We start from the raw sequence: 19565 nt of genomic DNA on the forward strand, positions 1-19565 counted from the left end.
CGCTTTAAGACCGGCCGGATGGGCGATCGCTAGGCGAGGGGAAGACGTCTGAACCGACCAGCCCGGGCTGGGTCAAAGAAGTGGTCGAGAGGTCCGCTGTCGACAAAATGGGCGTGCCATGTGGCTAACGCACCTCGGTCCAGTTCCACACCCAGGCCAGGACCTTCGGGCACGGTGACCACATTGTTGGTCTGACGGAACGGTCCGCCCTGGATGACATCACCGATCTGCCAACGAAACAAGGATTGGGATGGCTCCGTAATCCACGGCATAGCCGCTGACATGTGCAGGTAGGCTGCAGTCGCGACCCCGGCGTCGCCCGAGTAACACCAGAACCCGACTCCCATGGTCTCGCAGGCGCCGATAAAGCGCACGGCGCGGGAGATGCCGCCCAAGACCGCAAAATTGGTGACGATGAAATCTGGCACGCCGAGACGAACAGCCCGGCGGAGGTCCGGGACATGGGTGGAGAAGGGTATGGCCGAATGTCGGCGCAATACCTCCATCTCTTCGAAGGTGGCGACGGGATCCTCATAGTTCCTGATATCGAATGGCTCGATCTCGCGAAGGATCCGAATGGCCGTTGGCAATGACCACTGCATATTGCTGTCGAGCCGGATCATATCGCGAGTCCCCAAAGCAGCGCGCAGCGCCTTCACGGTCTCGATCTCAAGAACCGGGTCCCCCAAGATGAGCTTCCCCTCGAACATCGTCGAGCCGTGAAGCTCTCGCATGTGGACGCAATAGTCGGCCACCGCGTCGGGAGACATTTCACCTCCCTCACGGAATCCGAAGTATTCGGTGAAAGGAATGTCCTTCCTGACGGCACCGCCTAACAGCTTATAAAGTGGCTCCTGCGCTACTTTACCTCTGATATCCCAGAGAGCGATTTCGATCGCGCCGAAAGCTTTGACAACGGAACTATCATCCGTGTTTTGGACGATTTGCCATGGTGGAACAGTCAAAGATTCGCAGTACGCGATGCCGAGAGGATCCTGACCGACCAACCTTTCGCCCATAGCTTGAATGGTTGCCAAGACATCGACAGACGGCGCCTCGCCTAGGCCAACAAGCCCCTGGTCGGTTTCAACTTCGACGATCACCTTGGACGTGCCGGGATAATGTCCGCCCGTCCACCAGAGTGGTTTCTCAAGCGGTATGTTTACCGGAGTCGCCTTTACGGAACGAATCTTCATTGCCTTGTCCAAAATCGAGAAAAATTGAGTGGGGTGCTGACCTTGACTGCTCAGTACCACTGGTCAGTTTGCTGGGACTTTTTCCGCGCGCAGAAATCGGCCAACGCGTTGTCGATGGCCGGATCAAGAGGCGGCGCCTCGTACTCGGCAAGCAGCTTCTTCCAGCGCGCGTTGGCTCGGACCAGGGCATCTTTTTCCCCGGCGTCACGCCACTGCTCGAAGCTGTTGTTGTCAGCGACTTCCGACTCCCAGAAAGCCGTTCGATAGTTCGCGATTGTGTGGGCGCAGCCAAAGAAATGCTTGCCTGGGCCTACCTCGCGGAATGCGTCGAGCGCTAGCTGGTTGGGATTGACTGAAAGGCCAGCCATATAGACGTGCAGCGCGCTGCAGAAGTCGGCATCCAGGATCAGTTTCTCGTAGCCCATGGTCAGCCCGCCTTCGAGCCAACCTGCCGAATGCAGGATGAAATTGGCGCCGCACTGGACCGCGGCCTGCATGGCGACCGCGCTTTCCATCATCGCCTGACCGTCAGCCACCTTAGACGACGTAAAGGCGCCTGAGCAACGCAGCGGCAGGCCCAGACGGCGTGCGAGCTGGCCCACGACTAGCGATCCCAATGCCGGTTCTGGGGTACCGAAGGTTGGTGACCCGGTACGAAGGTCGGTCGAAGACAGAAAGTTGCCGAAGATGGTGGGAGCGCCGGGGCGCACCAGCTGGGTCAGGGCGCACCCTACCATGGTCTCCGCAAACGACTGTGCGATGGCGCCGGGCGTTGTCACCGGACCCATAGCCCCGCCCAAGATGAAAGGTACGATTACCGTCCCCTGACTGGCGCGGGCATAGACCTTGAGCGCGCCTGTCATGGTGGCGTCGAATACGAGGGGAGAGTTGGCATTGATATTCGCGAGGATGACGCAGTTCTGGTCGACGAACTCTCGGCCGAAAACGATACGGGCCATCTCGATCGAGTCTTCGGCCCGTTCGACCGAGGTGACCGAGCCCATGAAAGGCTTGTCCGAGTAGCGCAGATGGGCCGACACCATGTCGAGGTGCCGCTTGTTCACCGGAATGTCGACGGGCTCGCAGACAGTGCCGCCGGAATGGTGCAGCCACGGGATGGAGTAGGCGAGTTTGACGAAGTTTTCGAAATCGCCGAGCGTCCCGTAGCGTCGACCGCCTTCCAGATCGCGTACAAAAGGCGGGCCATAGGCCGGCGCAAACACGACATTTGGGCCGCCAATTTTCAGGGAACGCGCCGGGTTCCTGGCATGTTGCGTAAAAATCGAAGGCGCGGTTTTCAGGATCGGACCGAGCATGCCCCTTGGAAAGCGGACCAGTTCGCCCTGTACCACGGCGCCCGCAGACCGCCACAGATCCAGAGATTCCGGATCTTCTCGGAACTCGATGCCGATTTCCTCCAGGATCACCGCGGCGGCGTCCTCGATCGCTAGTAGTCCTTCCTCGGAAAGCAGGTCGTAGGGGCGGATTCGGAGCTCTACGCCAGCGAGAACTGCCGCTGCCTCGTGACCACCGGCGGCGGCACGTCGATTCGAACGGCCTCTTGCTCGAGTAGTCGGCGCCTCTGGCTCGGACATGCTTTTCCGTCTTCCCTTTTTATTTTCGTCCTATAAGTTTGATTGGTGGAAACCCACAGGTAAACCGCAATTATTCTGATGTCGGCATAAGTGGAAGTTATGCATGTCTCGTTTACGCATTCCGAGCCCTGCCGGCCTCATTACATTTGAGGCTGCGGGGCGGCATCTGAGTTTCACCAACGCGGCCGAAGAGCTTCGCGTCAGTCAGGCCGCTGTGAGTTCGGCCATCAAGAGCCTGGAGGGTGACCTTGGCGTTGAGCTTTTCGTGCGCCAGCATAAACGGATCGCTTTGACGGAAGCCGGCCTGCGCTTCTACAGCGATGTTGCAATGGGTCTCGGCCATATTGCCCGATCGGCCGAGGCTGTTCGACGGACAACCGAGGACAAGCATGTCATCCTATCGTCGTCGACGGCGTTTGCCAGCCACTGGCTGATCCCACGGCTGCCTGGTTTTCGAGCGCAACATCCGGAAATTGAAATCCGCATCCAGACGGCGGACCGGGACACCGATCTGGGGCCGGACCCCCATCTGATCGGTGTCCGCCGTGGGTTAGGAGACTGGCCCAATTACCGCGCTTTCCGTTTCGGCGGCGAGAACCTTATTCCGGTCTGCAGCCCCAGCTATCTTACGCAGTCCGGCGCGCCACGCGATTTGCCGGATCTCGCCACACGGACTCTCATCCACCTTGACGAGCCCCACCGGCCACGTCCGGGCTGGAGGGACTGGTTCGCCCATTTTGGCATAGACTTCCTCGACGTCGGTGAAGGACTTCGCCTCAATGATTACAGCTTGGTGGTGCAAGCAGCGATCGGCGGGCAAGGCATCGCGTTAGGTTGGACGCACCTCGTCAACCATCCGCTGAGCGAGGGGTTGCTCGTTCCCGCCCTCGGTGCCAACTGGGCAACCGGGTATGCATTCTTCATCGTCAGCAACCGTTCGGTTGACCTCGCTCCGGAAGCAAAACTGGTGAAGGACTGGATCCTCGATGGGGCACCTGATGAACGGCTTTGAAACCGGCGCGGCCTCGATTTGCTCAGAGTCACGGTCGCGTTTCAGCGCATTTTTTTGCGCAGGCCCAACCGCAGAATGAATCAATCGCAATAGAGATCGACTGTCGTACGCGGTGTAACGCGTGGCCGACCGTAAGTTTAAGGGTTAGGATCGTGCATTTATACGGTTCCGAACCGGATCGCCCTGGGCCGACGTTCCTGATCGTTATAGCCCCTACACCACATGTTACAACCGATTCGTGCGCTGGCGCAAAGCCGGTGTCTGGGATCGGTTGCTCGCGGCGGTTTCCAAGGCCTTCGACGGCGAGATCATCATGATCGACAGCTCTTGTGTCCGTGTTCACCAGCATGCGGCCACGGCAAAAAGGGGGCGCCGACGATGGTTGCATCCCGTGGCGGGCTCACCACGAAAATCCATGCGCTTGTCGATGCCGAAGGCCGGCCAATCGATCTCGTCCTGACCGCAGGACAGGCCCATGACGGCAAGCCTGCCGCTGCCATGCTGGAAACGCTCAAGCCCAATGCGATCCTGCTTGCTGACCGCGCCTACGACAGCGACGCCATTCGTGCTTTGGCCGCCGAACGAGGGGCATGGGCCAACATCCCGCCCAGAAAGACCAGAACCGGCAGCTTCGCCTTCAGCAAATGGGTCTACAGGCAGCGTAATCTCGTCGAGCGGTACTTCAACAAGCTCAAACAGTTCAGAGGCATAGCCCACGATACGACCGAAACCCGCTAAACTTCCTCGCCGCAGTCAAACTCGCTTCTGTTCGTATCTGGTTGCGCCATTATGAGTCTGCACCCTAGCTAGTTTCCGTCCATAAACGTGCGTATTTCACAGCGTTTACAAGATCTTGTGCTGGACCTGAAAGGCGCCTTTGACGGCAAGGCCAGGATCAAGAGCACTAATTGTCGACAGGATGGTGTCATCGGCACGATCAAGCACAGGCCACCGCGGACGGCGTTTGCCGGCTGAGACAGCAGCAATGCCGAGTTGGGATCAGGTTGGTTGGAGGCGAGTGAAGAGGACGAGGTTGTAAGCCACGACCGAGGACCAGACGTAGGTCTTGAAGTGGTCAAGTCCGCGCCGGGTGCAGCGTGCCAAGCCGTAAGCGCGTTTGAGGCAAGAGATGCCAGCTTCGATGCCGGCACGGAAGTTGCGTAGCTTGCGATAGACCCACTTGCTTCTGACCATGTCCTCGATCCGGAGGCCGGCTTTCTTGTGGAAGGCCATGTCGGAGACGCCCCACGCCTTCGCCGTGGCTAGGTTGTTGCGCGTGGCGAAGCCGCCATCGGCCGCCGCTTGCCGCGGCACTTGCCCATAGAAGGCGATGTGGCGCTCCAGCATCGGCAGCAAGCGGTCGCTGTCGGCCGGATTGCCGGCTTCGATCACCAGATCGAGGATCATGCCGCTCCTGCCTGTGGTCAGGTTGAGCTTATATGAGGAAAGTAAAGACGGAACGGGTGTGTCAGGGCAACATTTCTTCACCTTCTCGATGTGTTGCGGAATCCATGGTCTGAGCCCGATGGCATGACGCGGCCCGTTTATCCGAGCCCATCCAACTTATATACGGTCGCTGCTCGAAACAGCGGCACCAACATCCCGCTTGCGGCGGGTACGGGCTCAGGAGGACGGGACCATTCTTGTGGCGGGGCATTTCAGGCCATCCCAACCTTCGGTTCGTCCACCTGGATCCGCCAGGACTGATCAGGCCCTGGAAGAAGTGCTTAGTTCACATTCCATGGGTGAGCGGCAAGCGGCATCAGGCGCTCTTCATGACCGCCCCCTCGATGACGACGCCGGCGTTGACGTATTTCCACAGCGCGACGAGTAGCTTGCGGGCGAGCGCCACAATCGTCGCCTTCTTGAGGCGCCCGCCGTTCTGCTTCACCCGCTCCTTGAACCACAAGGAGAGCGCCGATTGCGATTGATGGCGCAGCCATAGCCACGCGAGCTGGATCAGCGTAGTTCGTAGCCTTGGATTGCAGGATTTCGAAACGCCCTGGTCGTGTGAGACGGAGCCGCTTTGCCAGGGGGTCGCCGCCAGGCCGGCGTAGGCGGCCAGCTGTCGTCGGTTGTCGTAGTGCCGCGACAGGCCCTCCGTCCACAGCACGGCGGCAAACTCCTGCCCGATGCCCTTCAGGTCGAGCAGCATGGCCGGGGCTGGCGAGGCACTCTGCTCGGTCGCAAGCATGGCGTCGCGCTCGGCCTCGACCGCCTTGATCTGTTCCATCAGCAGCTCCAGCCGTTCGAGTTCGCGATCAATCTGCTGCTTCAGATGGTCCGGCAGCGGACGCCCGTCGCCGGTCTTCAGCGCCTCAAGGCACCTGCGCCGATCGCGCCGCAACGGCTCGTAGCCGGAGACACCCTGTGCAAACAGCAGGCCTTTGATGCGGTTGACATGGCGGGTCCGCTCGTTCGTCAAGGCCTTGCGCTCACGCGAGAGGCGCCGGCGGTCCTCCTCCTCGGGGGTGGGCACCCGCAGCATGGCGCAGACGCTCGGCTCGTCCCTCTTATAGGCAAGCAGCGCGCGCACCAGCGCCTCGCCGTCGATTTTGTGTCGGTCTTTGCCTGACGCCGCCGGCGTGAGGTGGCAATCGAGGCCGGATCGACGACGTGGCTTTCGATTCCTTCGGCCTGCAGCACCCTGTGGATCCAAAAGCCGTCGAGCCCAGCCTCTTGGACGACTATGATCGGAAAGCATTTCCCGGTCCGCGCCTCGGCCTTCCGGTTGAGCTCGGCAAACCGCGCCAGCATGCCGGCCACGTCGCCGGCCGCCACTGCGTGTTTCGACATCTTCTCGCCAGCGCCCGGCGACAGCGAGGTGATCAGCCATTTCGAGCGGCTGAGTTCCAACGAGACGAAAATTGCGCCAAGATCAGTGCGGATGGCAGTCAACGCATCGGGTCGGTGTGCTGCAACGGGCATGCTCGGCCTCCAAGGTAGGATGTCTAGGGTTTAGCAACCTCACCTTTGCCACAGCGCAGGTCGCTATCCACCCTCCTCATAGGATCTTGTGGCCGTACTCGGTGTCGCGGCTGCCTTTGACGATGATATCGGCATGCGGCTCGAACAGGCTGACCAGCTTCTCGCTGGCCGGCACCGGCTCGCCGGCCAATACCCGCCGCTCGCTCTGTCTGATGATGCGTTCGACCAACGGCCGATAGTGACGGACCTGGCCTGCCACAGTGCGATGAGCGGAGTGCTCACTGCGGCCAATCGCTCGGTCGCCTGCGTCAGATAGGCCAAGGTCGTGCGGGTGATTGCGATCAGCTCGCGGTAGAGTTGGACCCGATTGGGTCGACCGCGCGTGAACTGGATCTTGCGGGCGCGCTTCTTGGCTGCGCGGCAATGATCGCGCCATGATGAGCCGGCGCCGCCGGCCAAGGTATAGGCCCGCTTCAGCAGGCGCACCATGACCCGCACCGCATCCCAAAGCAGGCTGCTGTCGCTCGGCTCGTGCATGAGTGCCGAGGTCGCGGTGCTGTCCAGCCGCACGACCGTGCCGTCTTCGAGCTTCGCCTCCCGAGCGCCCGACAGCAGTGTCCGATTGATCTGTTCCCAAGTCTCGGGCCGGATCGCGCTAATGGTCTTTTGTAGTACAGACTTCTGGGGGCTCCATGACCACGGCAGGCGGGCAAAGGCGCGAAACGAGGCGGAGTCCTCGAGGTGGAACGCCAGTTCCTGGTAGCTCAGTTGCCGGTACTGCTTGAGGATCGCGCAGCGCAACACCGCTTCGCCCGGCAAGCCCCGCCGCCCGGTGGCCTTGACGCCGACCCGAACCAAATCGCGAGCCACCAAGCCGAGCAGATCGCGATGTTCGTCCAGCCATTGCGACATCGCCTTCAACTCGTGGCCGATCTCGTGCGTGGCGAAAACATCGAATATGCTGGCTTGGACGGTGCGTTCTTGGCGCATTGTCGGGCTCCGGCGGTGACAGGTTTTGGACTCAGTAGCATGATCCAAGATACCTGAAACCGCCGGGCCTTGCTCGCGCAAAGCTACGATTCAATCAATAAAATCAAATATTTGCCCGTTTGTGGACGGAACTAGCCTAGACTAAGACTAGTCCGACCGCTTCCCAGGAAGACGAGGTGGAGAAACATCGGACAAGGTGTCCTGTGCGATTGGCGATATATTCCCTTCAGAGCTTGAAAGGGGCTGCCACTACCCAAGATAAAGGAATCAGCCTGATGGCAGCGAGCTCAGTAGAGACGACGCATAGCATAAATGTCACTTATGCGGACATCAGATTAATTGCGGTTTACCTGCCGGTTTTTACCAATCATGTTTATATCAGAAAAGCAGGAAAAGCACAAAGCTGTGGCGGTGCACGGGTAGAGCCGCCTAGTTGAGCAAGAGGCGCTCGGCGGACGTCCTTTTGGCAGGACGTGAGGTCGCGGCAGGTCAACACCACATCAAAAAGGGGAATACAGTGGCAAACGACAGCAAAACGCCCGAGTTTTTGATAAATCGCCGCAAACTGCTTTCGACCTCAGCCGCGGGGTTAGGAGCCGGGTTGGTTCTCTCCCACGCTCCTTCAATGGCAAGAGCCCAAACGCCGGTCAGAGGCGGCAAATTTGTCGTCGGAGTCGACAATGGATCATCAACCGACACCCTTGATCCCACCAACATCATTGCATCTGCGGGGGTGTTTGCGTCTTATCAGTTTGGCAATCGGTTGCTGGAACGTACAGCGGATGGAAAGCTAGGGAGCGAACTGGCCGAGAGCTGGGAGCCTAGCGACGGCGCAAAACGTTGGAATTTTACGCTGCGAAAGGACGTAACATTTCACAACGGGAAAAAGTTCACTGCCAGTGACGTGATATATTCCATGAACCGTCACCGCGATCCTGCTTCAAAGTCTAGTTTGGCCCCACTGATGAAGGGTATTCAGGACATTACTTCGGACGGACCTCATCAATTGTCGGTGGTCTTGTCCGCGCCGGACGTGAACTTCCCGTACCTGGTGACGAACATTATCGCCCAGTGCGAAGGAGAGGATCCAAACAAGGCGATCGGAACGGGGCCTTTTATCCTTACCGCTGCGCAACCAGGCATTCGCTACAGTTTTGAACGAAATCCACACTATTTCAGGCCCGAGCAGCCGTATTTCGATGAACTCGAAATTGTGGTCATCAATGACGACTCTGCAAGGCTATCGGCACTTTTGGGTGGGACGACACAGTTCGCCTCGAAAATCACACCGAAACTTGTCGAGCGCATGAAGAGTGCACCGTCCGTCAAGATCGACGTAGCCGACACGACCACGTTCTACTATTTCCTCATGCGGACCGACCAAGCACCTTTCGATAATCCTGATCTCAGGCTTGCGCTCAAATACGCAGTTGACCGCAAGCTTATCCTGAAAACTACGCAGTCAGGTTACGGCTCGATCGGGAACGACAATCCTATCAACTCAATTTATCCCCTCTATTCACCGTTGCCGCAGCACGAATACGATCCCGACAAAGCGAGCTTCTACTACAAGAAGTCCGGTCATAGCGGCCCGATCGAGCTCATCGCGTCAGAGACGATATTTCCAGGGGCGGTCAACGCTGCAGAAATCTTTCAGCAAACTGCAGCCAAGGCCGGCATCACCATCAATCCGAAACGTGTGCCGGGTGACGGCTATTGGAGCGATGTCTGGATGAAAAAGCCGTTTTGCGTTTCCTACTTCGGAAGCCTTGCCACGGAAGATCAGGCGTTTACGCAGCCCTTCGCGAGTGTCTCGCCGTGGAATGATAGCTACTGGCACCGGCCGGAGTTCGATAAACTCCTTGTCCAGGCCAGGTCGGAACTCGACGTCGAAAAGCGCAAGCAGATCTACCATGATGCCGCGAAAATGGTGCAGGAAGACGCAGGCCACATCACCGTGATGTTTGCAGCGTCCATCAACGGCCTCGCGAAGAAAGTCCAGGGCTTCGTGGGCGATCACTTCCATGGCGAAGCGAAAAACTTTGCAAGGTGCTGGTTCGAAGCTTGAAATTGATTGTGGCGATGCGTGATGCACACAAATTTTGCGTGCATCACGCCGTCTCAGCTAGCTGTTTGAGAAATCAAAAAGACTCACGTCTGCAGAAATATACAGGCGACACGTCCCAGTCACATGTCGGGAGCGTGTTGGACAATGCTCGATCCAGCATCCGCGATTTCCGTGGCTTGGCATCTCGCGCAAGCTTTTTCTGCATAACGTTACGAGCAACGCACGATACAGCTCGAAGCCGGACCGTCAGGGCCACCGCAGCGCGCCCCCAAACGTGAGGAAAGTATGAAAATTTTGTTCGGTAGGATTGGTTATGAAACCAACACCTTTGCCCCCGGGACCGCAGATCTCGACCGCTGGGCGCCGAATGGATTGCTGGTGGGAGAGGACATTTTTACCCAATTTCGGAATACGCCTGACTATCTGGGGGGAATGATCAGAGCCGCGGAAGAATGTGCTGTAGAATTGATTCCAAGTGTTGCCGTACATGATGTTGCGGGTCCGATACTCACGAAAGAAGCCGTTGAATATGTTGTAGGCGAACTTATTCACATCGCCGAAGAACGAAGGAGCGAATATACAGGAATATGTATGATGCTCCACGGCGCGGGGTGTGCGGAGAACACGGATGATTTGGAGGCCTATACCTTAGAAAAACTGCGGAAGGTAGTCGGGCCGAATATGCCAATTACCGTTGCGCTTGATCTCCATGGGAATATCACACCGGAAATGGTTGAATTGTCGAATGGACTTTTCGGCTGCAAACAATACCCCCACGTTGATATGGCGGACGCTGGCTACTTGGCCATGAAAACCTTGATTGGCGTGTTGCGTGGCGAGGTGATCCCCAAAACAGCGCTTGTTCAACTCCCTCTGCTAGTCTTCAAAATGGGCCAGACCTCGGTTGAACCCATGAAATCTGTGACAGAGTATATCGCCGATTACGTTGATAAGCACGGCCTAATTGATGCAACCTTTTTCCAGGGTTTCGCTCCTGCGGATGTGCCGTGTGTTGGAGCGTCTGTCGTGGTTATAGCAGAAAATGGCGCAGAGGGGGCCGCCTCCGAGATCGCCAAGTACATCTGGGACAAACGGGATCAGATGAAAGCGGATGAGTTCCCAATGCCGGACGCGGCTGTAGATCTGGCTCTCGCCGAGCTACAAAAACCGGGTGTCGGGTATATCGTCATCAATGAAACGTCTGATAATCCCGGTGGCGGGGCACCTGGGGATGGAACGCATCTTTTGCACGAGATTTTGGCTCGAGATCTCCCCAAGGCAATCTTCGGATACATTTACGACCCTGAAATTGCCTTTCTTGCTCACAAGGTGGGTGTTGGGGGAGAAGTTTCTGGTTTGCTCGGCGCTAAGACCGACGAACTTCACGGCACTCCTATTGAGCTGCACAACGCAAAAGTCTGCGCACTGTCAGATGGGAATGCCACATATGTAACTCCTATGTACGCACAAATGTCGGTGTGTTATGGGAAAACAGCTCGTTTGCGCGTCGGAAATGTAGAAATTATCGTTACGGAGAATTTATTTGATCAAACTTATGACGATCGTCCTTTCTTGATAGCAGGCGCGGATATCACCCAATATCAAATCATTTGCATCAAATCGTCCGTTCATTTTAGAGCATTTTTTGAGTCCAGAGCAAAGGCTATTGTGACTACTGATGCCCCAGGCCTCTCTACAGGCAATATGGCTTTCTACAACTGGCGTAGAGCCCGCCGACCTATATATCCCATTGATCTCGGCACCCCATTTGACCTGCACTCTGATTATTTCGTTAAAAGTTAGCTCTGACCATGGTTTGGTTCTTTTTGGATCGGCTTACGAACTCATTAGGTGCTAACTAATCAGTCAAGGCTCATATGGGGGCGATGGTTGTTATAGTCGCTTCTCCAGTCTTCGATGATCTGCCTTGCGTGGCGGTAGCTGGGTGAGCGCCATAAACAAGGCAGCGATCAACGCAGACACGGTCTTTGGGGAACGACTAAACCATTGGATTACCTGGCTTGCCGCTCATATTTAGCCTCGGCTTGCGCTGCCGATCGGTAATTCATTCTGAGCGGTCCATTCAACGCTCGCATTGCACATGCGTTTATCGATCGTACCTTGGTCACAGAAAGGGGTTATATGGGCACGCTTGAATTTGATGGAGTGCGCTATCTCGACGGCCACGCGTCTGATCCCGGCGTTCTCGGCTGGATGCAGGGTGCGCCGCCACGCGCCGATAAGCAAATTACATTCGAAAGCGACTCCTTCCGCAACTTCCCGCAAATCCGGTGGTCGCTGTCACATATGCGCGAGCTCACCGCTACAGTGAATGTGTGGCGCGGGGCTGGCGCGCCTTCGATTCTGGAGCACTTTGACAGAACGAGCGAGATCGACGCGTTAGCGTTTACGGACGCAAACGGCCATTCTCGCGGCTTCGAAGAGGCGCTGTTCGAGACATACACCGATGGCATCCTGGTACTGCATCGTGGCTGCATCGTTTACGAGCGCTACCTGGGTGCGCTTGAGCGGCATCGGCCGCACGCCTGTCACTCAGTGACGAAGTCTTATGCGGGCACCCTCACAGCGGCTTTCGTGCATGAAGGTGTTCTCGATGATAGCAAGCTGATCCCGTACTACCTGCCGGAGCTGCATGGGTCGGGTTGGGGAGACGCGACGCTGCGTCAGGTCATGGACATGCAGACCGGTCTGGCCCACACTGAAGTGTACGCCGACGAGAACTCAGACCTGTGGGAATATGCGCGGGCCTGTGGCTTTCGCCCCCAGTCAGCCGGTTACATGGGGCCGCGGACGGTCTGCGACTACCTGCCAACCGTTCACAAGAACGGTCCTCATGGTGGACCCTTTGATTACCTAACATTAACACGGAAGTGTTGGCGTGGGTTATGGCGCGGGTGACAGGCCACTCGTTTGCGAAGCTGTTACAGGAGCGCCTCTGGCAACCTCTTGGCTGCGAAGACGACGCCTATGTTATCGTCGATCGCGCCGGCATGCCAATGGCGGGTGGCGGATTGAGCACGACCCTGCGTGGCCTCGCGCGCTTCGGGGAGCTGATGCGGTGCGAGGGTGCGTGGAGTGGTGACCAGATCATTCCAGCGTCGGTAGTTGACGACGTTCAGAACGGCCACCATTCGGCCATGCTTGCTGATGGCTATTCTTACAGGAGCCAGTGGTGGGTAACGCACAACGAGCTGGGTGCCGTCGATGCCCGGGGCATCCACGGGCAGCGGCTTTATATCGCGCCGGAGGCGGAAATGGTAATTGCGCGCTTTGCGTCGCATCCACACGCGTTGTCCGATGCCGGCGACGTAATCACCAAGCACAAATGTTAGCTCTAGGGCGCATGCTGCGCGGGTAGCCTGCGCGTGCAGAAGCCTGGGGAACGGCGCAGCCGTCCTGTTTCTCTGTTTTAGCTGAGCGTACGGACGATTTTCTGGCGCCAGGTCTGACCCGATGTCTCGACGATATCGCGCGTACGGAAATGTAACGCGTCACCCCCTTTTCCAAGCTGATTTGCTGAATGGGCCAAACTATCTCTACATGGCTATCAGATACACCCTTGGGAATCGGAGGCAGAACTCTAATAGCTACCCGACATAGTCGACATAGTCGGGCGGGGTAGATAGTTCCGCCTATGTCGACCAAGACGACCAACACATAGGCGGCCACACTGCGACCGACGCGGTCTAGATGGCGTGACGCGTCAGCGGTGGTCATGACAGTGGAAATAGGCGCAGACCTAGAGCGTTTCAGATTTTGACAGAAGCGTATCCAGCGTTTGCGGAGTAGTTTCTGCATTCATTGGGTTCGATGGTTGATACGAGGTCGCCGATGTGTCGCCAGGTGTCGTCGATGGTTCGCTTCTGGGCGGCTCGCATCCAGTGTTTGATCTTGGCGAAGGCTTGCTCGATTGGGTTGAGGTCGGGCGAGTATGGCGGCAGATACCAAAGCCTGGCGCCTGCGGCGCGGATCATCTGCCGGATGGCGGCCGACTTGTGGGAGCCAAGATTATCCATGACGACGATGTCGCCGGGCTGGAGCACTGGCACGAGCTGCTGCTCGACATAGGCCCGGAAGCTCTCGCCGTTGATCGGTCCATCGAAGACGCAAGGGGCAGCAAGACGGTCGAGCCGCAGGGCGCCGAGGAAGGTCAGCGTGCGCCAGTGGCCGTGCGGAGCAAAGCCGCGCAGGCGTTTGCCGCATGGTCCCCAGCCGCGCAGCGGTGCCATGTGGGACTGTCAGGAATTTTGTGCATGAGGCCATGAGGATGGAAAGGAGAATCATCGCATGGCTATTGAGAAGGAACTTTTGGACCGTTTGCTTGCCGGGCGCGATCCGCAGGAGCTGTTTTCCAAGACGGCTTGCTTGATGATCTGAAGAAGGCGCTTTCGGAGCGGATACTGAACGCCGAGTTGGACGATCATCTTGAAGAGGAGCAGGGCGAAGGCTCGGCGAACCGGCGCAATGGGCATTCGAAGAAGACGGTTCTGACGGGCACATCAAAGCTCGAACTTTCGATCCCGCGTGACCGGGCCGGCTCCTTCGACCCGAAGCTGATTGCAAAGTATCAGCGTCGCTTTCCCGATTTCGACGCCAAGATCGTGTCGATGTATGCGCGCGGCATGAGCGTGCGCGAGATCCGCGGCCACCTGGAGGAACTGTACGGCATCGACGTTTCGCCGGACCTGATCTCGGCGGTCACCGATGCCGTGCTGGAGGAGGTCGCGGAATGGCAGAACAGACCGTTGGATGCCTGCTTTCCCCTGGTCTTCTTCGACGCTATCCGGGTCAAGATCCGCGACGAAGGGTTCGTCCGCAACAAGGCGATCTACATCGCGCTCGGCATCCTGCCCGACGGCGGCAAGGAGATATTGGGTATCTGGATCGAGCAGACGGAGGGCGCTAAATTCTGGCTGCGCGTCATGAACGAACTGAAGAACCGAGGTATCGCCGATATCCTTATCGCCGTCGTCGATGGCTTGAAGGGTTTTCCAGAAGCGATCAACGCCGTTTTCCCGCAGACGGTCGTGCAGACCTGCATCGTGCATCTGATCCGCCACTCGCTGGAGTTCGTGTCATGGAAGGACCGCAAGCTTGTGGTGCCGGCGCTGCGGGCGATCTATCGGGCCAAGGACGCAGAGGCCGGCCTGGCAGCGCTCGATGCCTTCGACGCCGGCTACTGGGGCCAACGTTATCCGGCAATCGCCCAGAGCTGGCGGCGCAACTGGCAGCACGTCGTGCCATTCTTCGCATTCCCCGAAAGCGTGCGGCGCATCGTCTACACCACCAATGCCATCGAGGCGCTGAACTCAAAGCTGCGGCGCGCCGTGCGAACGCGTGGCCACTTTCCCGATGACGATGCCGCAATGAAGCTGTTATATCTGGTGCTGAACCACGCCGCCGAGGAATGGAAACGCGCCCCGCGCGAGTGGTTCGAGGCAAGGACACAGTTCGCCGTCGTCTTCGGCGAAAGGTTCGTCAGCCAATGATGAGAACCGGCCTCATGCACAAAATTCCTGACAGTCCCGTGCCATGTTGGTCTTGATCCAGGTTTCGTCGATGAACACCAGCCGTTCCGGATCGAGACCCGCCTGCCAGGAACGCCAGCGTTGTCGTCGGCGGGCAACATCGGCGCGAGCTTGCTCAAGGGCGAATAGCGTTTTTTTTGAACCGCAATCCTTCGCGCCGCAGGAAATGCCATACCGTGTCGTGCGAGACCTTCACACCGCGCGCCGCAAGTTCGTCCTTCAGCCCATGCAGCGACAGATGCGACGTCTGGTTGATCCGTTCCACGATGAACGCCCGGTGCGGCTCCAGAACACGCTTGCGGTGGCCGCCCATCTTACCCGATGCCACAGACCCATTCGCCCGATAGCGCTGCGACCACTTCACCGCCGACGAAACCGCCACGCCAAAACGAGCCGCCACCGAGCGGCAGCTCTCGCCAGCCTCGATCGCGCCAACAACACGCTCACGTAGATCGTTCGAAAGGGGAGCCGTCATCTGATGCTGGCCTCCGATCCAGCCAGCATCTTGAATCACAAAACCACTCTCACGGGAATCCCGCAGATTCAGTCAAAATCTGAACTGCTCTAGTGGTCGGGGTTCCCGGCGATGTGCCGGTTGATTGAGTTGCGGCCTTGGTGCGCGCGATGCGCAGGATGACATGTTCGTCGCGGGCCAGCGATTACCGATCCTGATCGCCAATGAGTTTCGGCACGGACTCTAAGAACAGCAGTCGCTTTGGGAGCGGGGGGTGCTTACAAACGCGCCAAGGACAGATGCGCGATCTGGGCGCCTATTTCATACCAGGCTTCCCGGGCGCGGATAAAGGGAATTTCGACCAGGTCCGATGACGGCAACGGCAGCTGCGCCTCACTTTGTTCTCCAAGGATCAGCAGGGCGAGCTCACGGCCGAACACCGTGCCTGGCGAGATGCCGCGACCATTGTAGCCGCAGAAGCCGACAACGTTCCTGCCAAATTTATGGAAGCGCGGCAGCGCATCCGTCGTCATGCCGATCTGTCCGTACCACTCGTGGTCGAAGGCAATGTCGCGAAGCCGCGGGTAGAGCCTCGCCAGTGCCCGCCGGGCCCAGGCCTTGTGGATGGCCGTCCCGGTGTTGCGCAACGCACCAACACTGCCGAAGACGAGCCGTCCCGACCTGTCCAGTCTGAAGGAGGACAGGACAGTCCTGGTGTCCCAAGCCCCCTCATGCCCGGGCAAGATGGTTCGCAACAAATCGGCGCCGAGCGGCTGCGTTGCCAGATTGAAGTATGGCAGATGCACCTGCTCTGCACGCGTGCTTCGCCACGGCCCCGTGCCATACGCGTCCGTGGCGACCACGACCCACTCGGCATCTACTGCGCCGCCGGCGGTGCGGACAGTCCAGCCATCAGCTTTCCGGTCGGCGGCGACGACGGGACTGGACGTGTGTATCGTCACGCCGGCTCGGAGACAGGCCAGGGCAAGGCCGCGCGCATAGGCGAGCGGCTGCAGCGTGCCGGCGCGCTCGTCGAGCAAGGCGCCAGAATAGGCCGGCGTGCCCAGCCTTGCTTTCGTTTGCTCGGCATCGAGGACACGCACCGGCGCGCCGCGCCTTTGCCACTGCGCCTCGCGCTCCTTGATCTCCTTCAGCCCTGCTGGGCCGACGGCGCAGTGAAGCGTACCGTTTCTTTCCAGTTCGCAGTCGATGCGATGCCTGTCGATGATATCCATGACCAGTGCCGGGCCGTCGCCGAGCAACCGCAGCAAGCGTTCGCCATGGACAGGGCCGAGCGTGGCGATCATGTCGTCAGGCATCAGCCACAAGCCGGCATTGATCAGCCCGACATTGCGGCCCGCGCCGCCAAAGCCGATCTCGCGGCTCTCCAGCAAGACCACCCGGCGGCCTGCCTCGGCGAGATGAAGGGCGCAAGACATGCCCGTGTAACCGCCGCCGACGACAACCACATCGGCGAATACTTCTCCGTCCAATGAGGCTGTTGCCGGCGGCTGGGGCGCGGTCGCTTGCCATAGACCATGAGAGCGGGGATCATTCAGCATCGGTCGCTGTCGCTCCCGAGCCGCGCACAGGACGCGGCGATGCGCAGGATCGCTTCCTTCAACTCTCTTTCAAATGTCGCATAGGAAATACGAAAGCAATAGGCAGCACCGGACGGGTTTGAGGGGGAGTTGAGGATCAGCCATACCGTCCTCGGCGTGATCGCTGCCTCGAGCTGGTTCGCCGTCAGCTTGAAACCGGCTTGCGCGCTGCACGGGACACAGACAGGCTTGCCTTCGGCGATAGTGACGATATCCGAATAGGACGTCCATGCCGGCGTCGGAATGATAACCTCGTCGCCGGCATTCAAGGTCGCCATCATGGCGTTGCACAGAACCTGCTTGGCCCCGGTCGCGACGGTGATCTCGTCGGCGGCATAGTCGAGGCCGTTCTCCAGCCTGAACTTTTCGCGGATCGCCTCAGTTCCGGCGTGCCGTCCAGCGCGGGGTATTCGGTGTCGCCGCGTCGGATGGCTTTCCAGGCTGCCTGTTTCTCGGTGTCGGGCGTGTCGAAATCCGGCTCGCCCGCCCCCAGCATGATCACCGGCGCTCCGTCGCGCTTCATCGCTTGCGCGCGGACGCCAATCTTCAGAATCTGCGAAACCCCGATCGCCAATATGCGCGACGCCGGCACGAGCCGGCCTCTTCGATACTTGTGCTGACGGTCATGGCCCGATCCTCAGTCGATGTCGAAGGACACGCCCTGGGCGAGCGGCAGCGCCTTGGAATAGTTCACCGTGTTGGTGGCCCGCCTCATATAGGCCTTCCAGGCGTCGGAGCCGCTCTCGCGGCCGCCGCCGGTTTCCTTTTCGCCGCCGAAGGCACCGCCGATTTCGGCGCCCGACGTGCCGATGTTGACGTTGGCAATGCCGCAGTCCGAACCGTCGACACCGAGGAAGCGCTCGGATTCCTGCAGGTCGCGGGTGAAGATCGATGAGGACAGACCGGCGCCCACCCCATTGTGCTCATCGAGCACCGCGTCGAAATCCGAATATTTCATCACATAGAGGATCGGCGCGAAGGTCTCTTCCGTCACCGGCGAAACTTGGCTTTGCATCTCGACCAGGGCCGGATGCACATAATAGGCATCCGGGTGGCCGTTCTCGACGCGCGTACCGCCGGTCACCTTGCCGCCATGGGCAGCGGCTTCCTTCAACGCCTTCTGCATGGCGTCGAAGGCTGCCTTGTCGATCAGCGGCCCGACCAGTGACGACGTCTCCAGCGGATTGCCGACCGAGACGCTCTGATAGGCCTTCTTGAGGCGCGGCACCAAGGCATCATAGACGCTGTTGTGGACGAACAGACGCCGCAGCGTCGTGCAACGCTGGCCGGCCGTGCCCATGGCGCCGAAAGCGATGGCGCGCAAAGCCATATCGAGATCGGCTGTCGGGCAGACGATGCCGGCATTATTGCCACCGAGTTCCAGCACCGCGCGCGCGAAGCGCTTCGCCAGCCGCGGGCCGACGTCGCGGCCCATGCGGGTCGAGCCGGTAGCCGAAACCAGCGGCACTTTGGGATGATCGACAAGAATCTCGCCAACGGCGCGGTCGCCGATCAGCACCGGCGCCAATCCCTCCGGTGCGTCGCCGAAACGTCCTGCCGCACGCTTGAAGATCGCTTCGCAGGCGAGTGCCGTCAGCGGCGTCTTTTCCGACGGCTTCCACACCACGGCGTCGCCGCAGACCAGCGCCAGTGCGGCGTTCCACGACCACACCGCAACCGGGAAGTTGAAGGCCGAAATGACGCCGACGACGCCGAGCGGATGCCAGGTCTCCATCATGCGATGGCCGGGGCGCTCGGTGGCGATGGTCAGGCCGTAGAGCTGGCGGGAGAGGCCGACGGCGAAATCGCAGATATCGATCATCTCCTGCACTTCGCCGAGCCCTTCGGACGGGATCTTGCCGACCTCGATCGACACCAGCCGGCCAAGCTCGGCCTTGTGGGTACGCAATTCCTCGCCAAGCAGCCGCACCAGTTCGCCGCGCTTCGGTGCCGGCACCAGCCGCCATGTCTGGAAGGCTTTATGCGCCCTGTCGATGGTCTCTGCCGCATCGGCTGGGGAGATCGTCTTCAGCGCTGCGATCTGCTCGCCCGTCACCGAACTGCGCACGATGAGATCGCCGCCGACAAGCGCGCCCTTGGCGACACCCAGTTTCGTCAGAAGTTCGGTCGTTTCCTTGGCTACATCGATGGATTTGACTGCAATGTTCATCC

11 protein-coding genes and 7 pseudogenes are annotated in these 19565 nt (G+C 59.2%); 7 read left to right on the forward strand and 11 right to left on the reverse strand.

Features of this window, described 5'->3' with window-relative positions:
• Positions 1-29: 29 nt before the first annotated feature.
• Both NKJ00_RS26020 and NKJ00_RS26025 read right to left on the reverse strand, forming a co-directional pair.
• Positions 30-1196 (reverse strand): mandelate racemase/muconate lactonizing enzyme family protein, encoded by a 1167-nt coding sequence (locus tag NKJ00_RS26020; protein WP_352631822.1) that lies wholly within the window; start codon positions 1194-1196, stop codon positions 30-32.
• Positions 1197-1246: 50 nt separating this feature from the next.
• Positions 1247-2791, reverse strand: coding sequence for a trimethylamine methyltransferase family protein (locus NKJ00_RS26025; RefSeq protein ID WP_352631824.1), 1545 nt, complete (start codon positions 2789-2791; stop codon positions 1247-1249).
• A gap of 103 nt (positions 2792-2894) precedes the next feature.
• Between NKJ00_RS26025 and NKJ00_RS26030 the strand changes: the two genes are divergently transcribed.
• Entirely contained in the window at positions 2895-3803 is a 909-nt protein-coding gene (locus tag NKJ00_RS26030; RefSeq protein ID WP_352631826.1) for a LysR substrate-binding domain-containing protein, read from the forward strand.
• A 163-nt stretch (positions 3804-3966) separates the two neighbouring features.
• Positions 3967-4609 (forward strand): annotated as a pseudogene (locus NKJ00_RS26035) (IS5 family transposase); the annotation flags it as partial.
• Between the two features lie 193 nt (positions 4610-4802).
• Here NKJ00_RS26035 and NKJ00_RS26040 read toward each other — a convergent pair.
• The 3 pseudogenes from NKJ00_RS26040 to NKJ00_RS26050 all read right to left on the reverse strand — a co-directional run.
• Positions 4803-5243 (reverse strand): annotated as a pseudogene (locus tag NKJ00_RS26040) (transposase); the annotation flags it as partial.
• A 322-nt stretch (positions 5244-5565) separates the two neighbouring features.
• Positions 5566-6731, reverse strand: a pseudogene (locus NKJ00_RS26045) (IS110 family RNA-guided transposase).
• Positions 6732-6813: 82 nt separating this feature from the next.
• A pseudogene (locus NKJ00_RS26050) lies at positions 6814-7721 on the reverse strand (transposase); the annotation flags it as partial.
• Between the two features lie 517 nt (positions 7722-8238).
• Between NKJ00_RS26050 and NKJ00_RS26055 the strand changes: the two are divergent.
• Both NKJ00_RS26055 and NKJ00_RS26060 read left to right on the forward strand, forming a co-directional pair.
• Entirely contained in the window at positions 8239-9789 is a 1551-nt protein-coding gene (locus NKJ00_RS26055; protein ID WP_352631828.1) for an ABC transporter substrate-binding protein, read from the forward strand.
• A gap of 285 nt (positions 9790-10074) precedes the next feature.
• Positions 10075-11592, forward strand: a complete 1518-nt coding sequence (locus tag NKJ00_RS26060) for a M81 family metallopeptidase (protein WP_352631830.1) — start codon at positions 10075-10077, stop codon at positions 11590-11592.
• Between the two features lie 59 nt (positions 11593-11651).
• Here the strand turns inward: NKJ00_RS26060 and NKJ00_RS26065 are convergent, their stop codons facing one another.
• The gene (locus tag NKJ00_RS26065; protein WP_352631866.1) at positions 11652-11756 is read right to left on the reverse strand and encodes an integrase core domain-containing protein; all 105 of its coding nucleotides are present in this window, start codon (positions 11754-11756) and stop codon (positions 11652-11654) included.
• A 175-nt stretch (positions 11757-11931) separates the two neighbouring features.
• Here NKJ00_RS26065 and NKJ00_RS26070 point away from each other — a divergent pair, with 175 nt between their 5' ends.
• Together NKJ00_RS26070 and NKJ00_RS26075 are read left to right on the forward strand one after the other, a co-directional pair.
• Entirely contained in the window at positions 11932-12708 is a 777-nt protein-coding gene (locus tag NKJ00_RS26070) for a serine hydrolase domain-containing protein (protein ID WP_352631832.1), read from the forward strand.
• Positions 12696-13142, forward strand: coding sequence for a serine hydrolase (locus NKJ00_RS26075; protein WP_352631834.1), 447 nt, complete (start codon positions 12696-12698; stop codon positions 13140-13142). The genes NKJ00_RS26070 and NKJ00_RS26075 overlap by 13 nt, the downstream gene beginning before the upstream one ends.
• A 417-nt stretch (positions 13143-13559) precedes the next feature.
• Here NKJ00_RS26075 and NKJ00_RS26080 read toward each other — a convergent pair.
• A pseudogene (locus tag NKJ00_RS26080) lies at positions 13560-14048 on the reverse strand (IS630 family transposase); the annotation flags it as partial.
• Between the two features lie 49 nt (positions 14049-14097).
• On the opposite strand from NKJ00_RS26080, the pseudogene NKJ00_RS26085 reads away from it, so the two are divergent.
• A pseudogene (locus NKJ00_RS26085) lies at positions 14098-15299 on the forward strand (IS256 family transposase).
• Positions 15300-15338: 39 nt separating this feature from the next.
• Here the strand turns inward: NKJ00_RS26085 and NKJ00_RS26090 are convergent.
• The 4 genes and pseudogenes from NKJ00_RS26090 to amaB form a co-directional block, all read right to left on the reverse strand.
• Positions 15339-15813 (reverse strand): annotated as a pseudogene (locus NKJ00_RS26090) (transposase); the annotation flags it as partial.
• A gap of 257 nt (positions 15814-16070) precedes the next feature.
• On the reverse strand, positions 16071-17354 hold the full coding sequence (locus NKJ00_RS26095) for an NAD(P)/FAD-dependent oxidoreductase (protein ID WP_352631836.1): 1284 nt from the start codon (positions 17352-17354) through the stop codon (positions 16071-16073).
• On the reverse strand, positions 17348-17968 hold the full coding sequence (locus tag NKJ00_RS26100) for an aminotransferase class I/II-fold pyridoxal phosphate-dependent enzyme (RefSeq protein ID WP_352631868.1): 621 nt from the start codon (positions 17966-17968) through the stop codon (positions 17348-17350). The genes NKJ00_RS26095 and NKJ00_RS26100 overlap by 7 nt, the downstream gene beginning before the upstream one ends.
• A gap of 62 nt (positions 17969-18030) precedes the next feature.
• Entirely contained in the window at positions 18031-19563 is a 1533-nt protein-coding gene (gene amaB, locus NKJ00_RS26105) for an L-piperidine-6-carboxylate dehydrogenase (RefSeq protein ID WP_352631837.1), read from the reverse strand.
• Between the last annotated feature and the right edge of the window lie 2 nt (positions 19564-19565).

Origin of the sequence: Mesorhizobium sp. M0227, from assembly GCF_040321855.1 — a bacterium.
Taxonomy (GTDB): domain Bacteria; phylum Pseudomonadota; class Alphaproteobacteria; order Rhizobiales; family Rhizobiaceae; genus Mesorhizobium.

Bases quoted from the DNA above. Each gene is read 5' to 3' on its own strand.
- NKJ00_RS26020 (WP_352631822.1), bottom strand. From the start codon at position 1,196: ATGAAGATTCGTTCCGTAAAGGCGACTCCGGTAAACATACCGCTTGAG.
- NKJ00_RS26025 (WP_352631824.1), bottom strand. From the start codon at position 2,791: ATGTCCGAGCCAGAGGCGCCGACTACTCGAGCAAGAGGCCGTTCGAAT.
- NKJ00_RS26030 (WP_352631826.1), top strand. From the start codon at position 2,895: ATGTCTCGTTTACGCATTCCGAGCCCTGCCGGCCTCATTACATTTGAG.
- NKJ00_RS26060 (WP_352631830.1), top strand. From the start codon at position 10,075: ATGAAAATTTTGTTCGGTAGGATTGGTTATGAAACCAACACCTTTGCC.
- NKJ00_RS26070 (WP_352631832.1), top strand. From the start codon at position 11,932: ATGGGCACGCTTGAATTTGATGGAGTGCGCTATCTCGACGGCCACGCG.
- NKJ00_RS26075 (WP_352631834.1), top strand. From the start codon at position 12,696: ATGGCGCGGGTGACAGGCCACTCGTTTGCGAAGCTGTTACAGGAGCGC.
- NKJ00_RS26095 (WP_352631836.1), bottom strand. From the start codon at position 17,354: ATGCTGAATGATCCCCGCTCTCATGGTCTATGGCAAGCGACCGCGCCC.
- amaB (WP_352631837.1), bottom strand. From the start codon at position 19,563: ATGAACATTGCAGTCAAATCCATCGATGTAGCCAAGGAAACGACCGAA.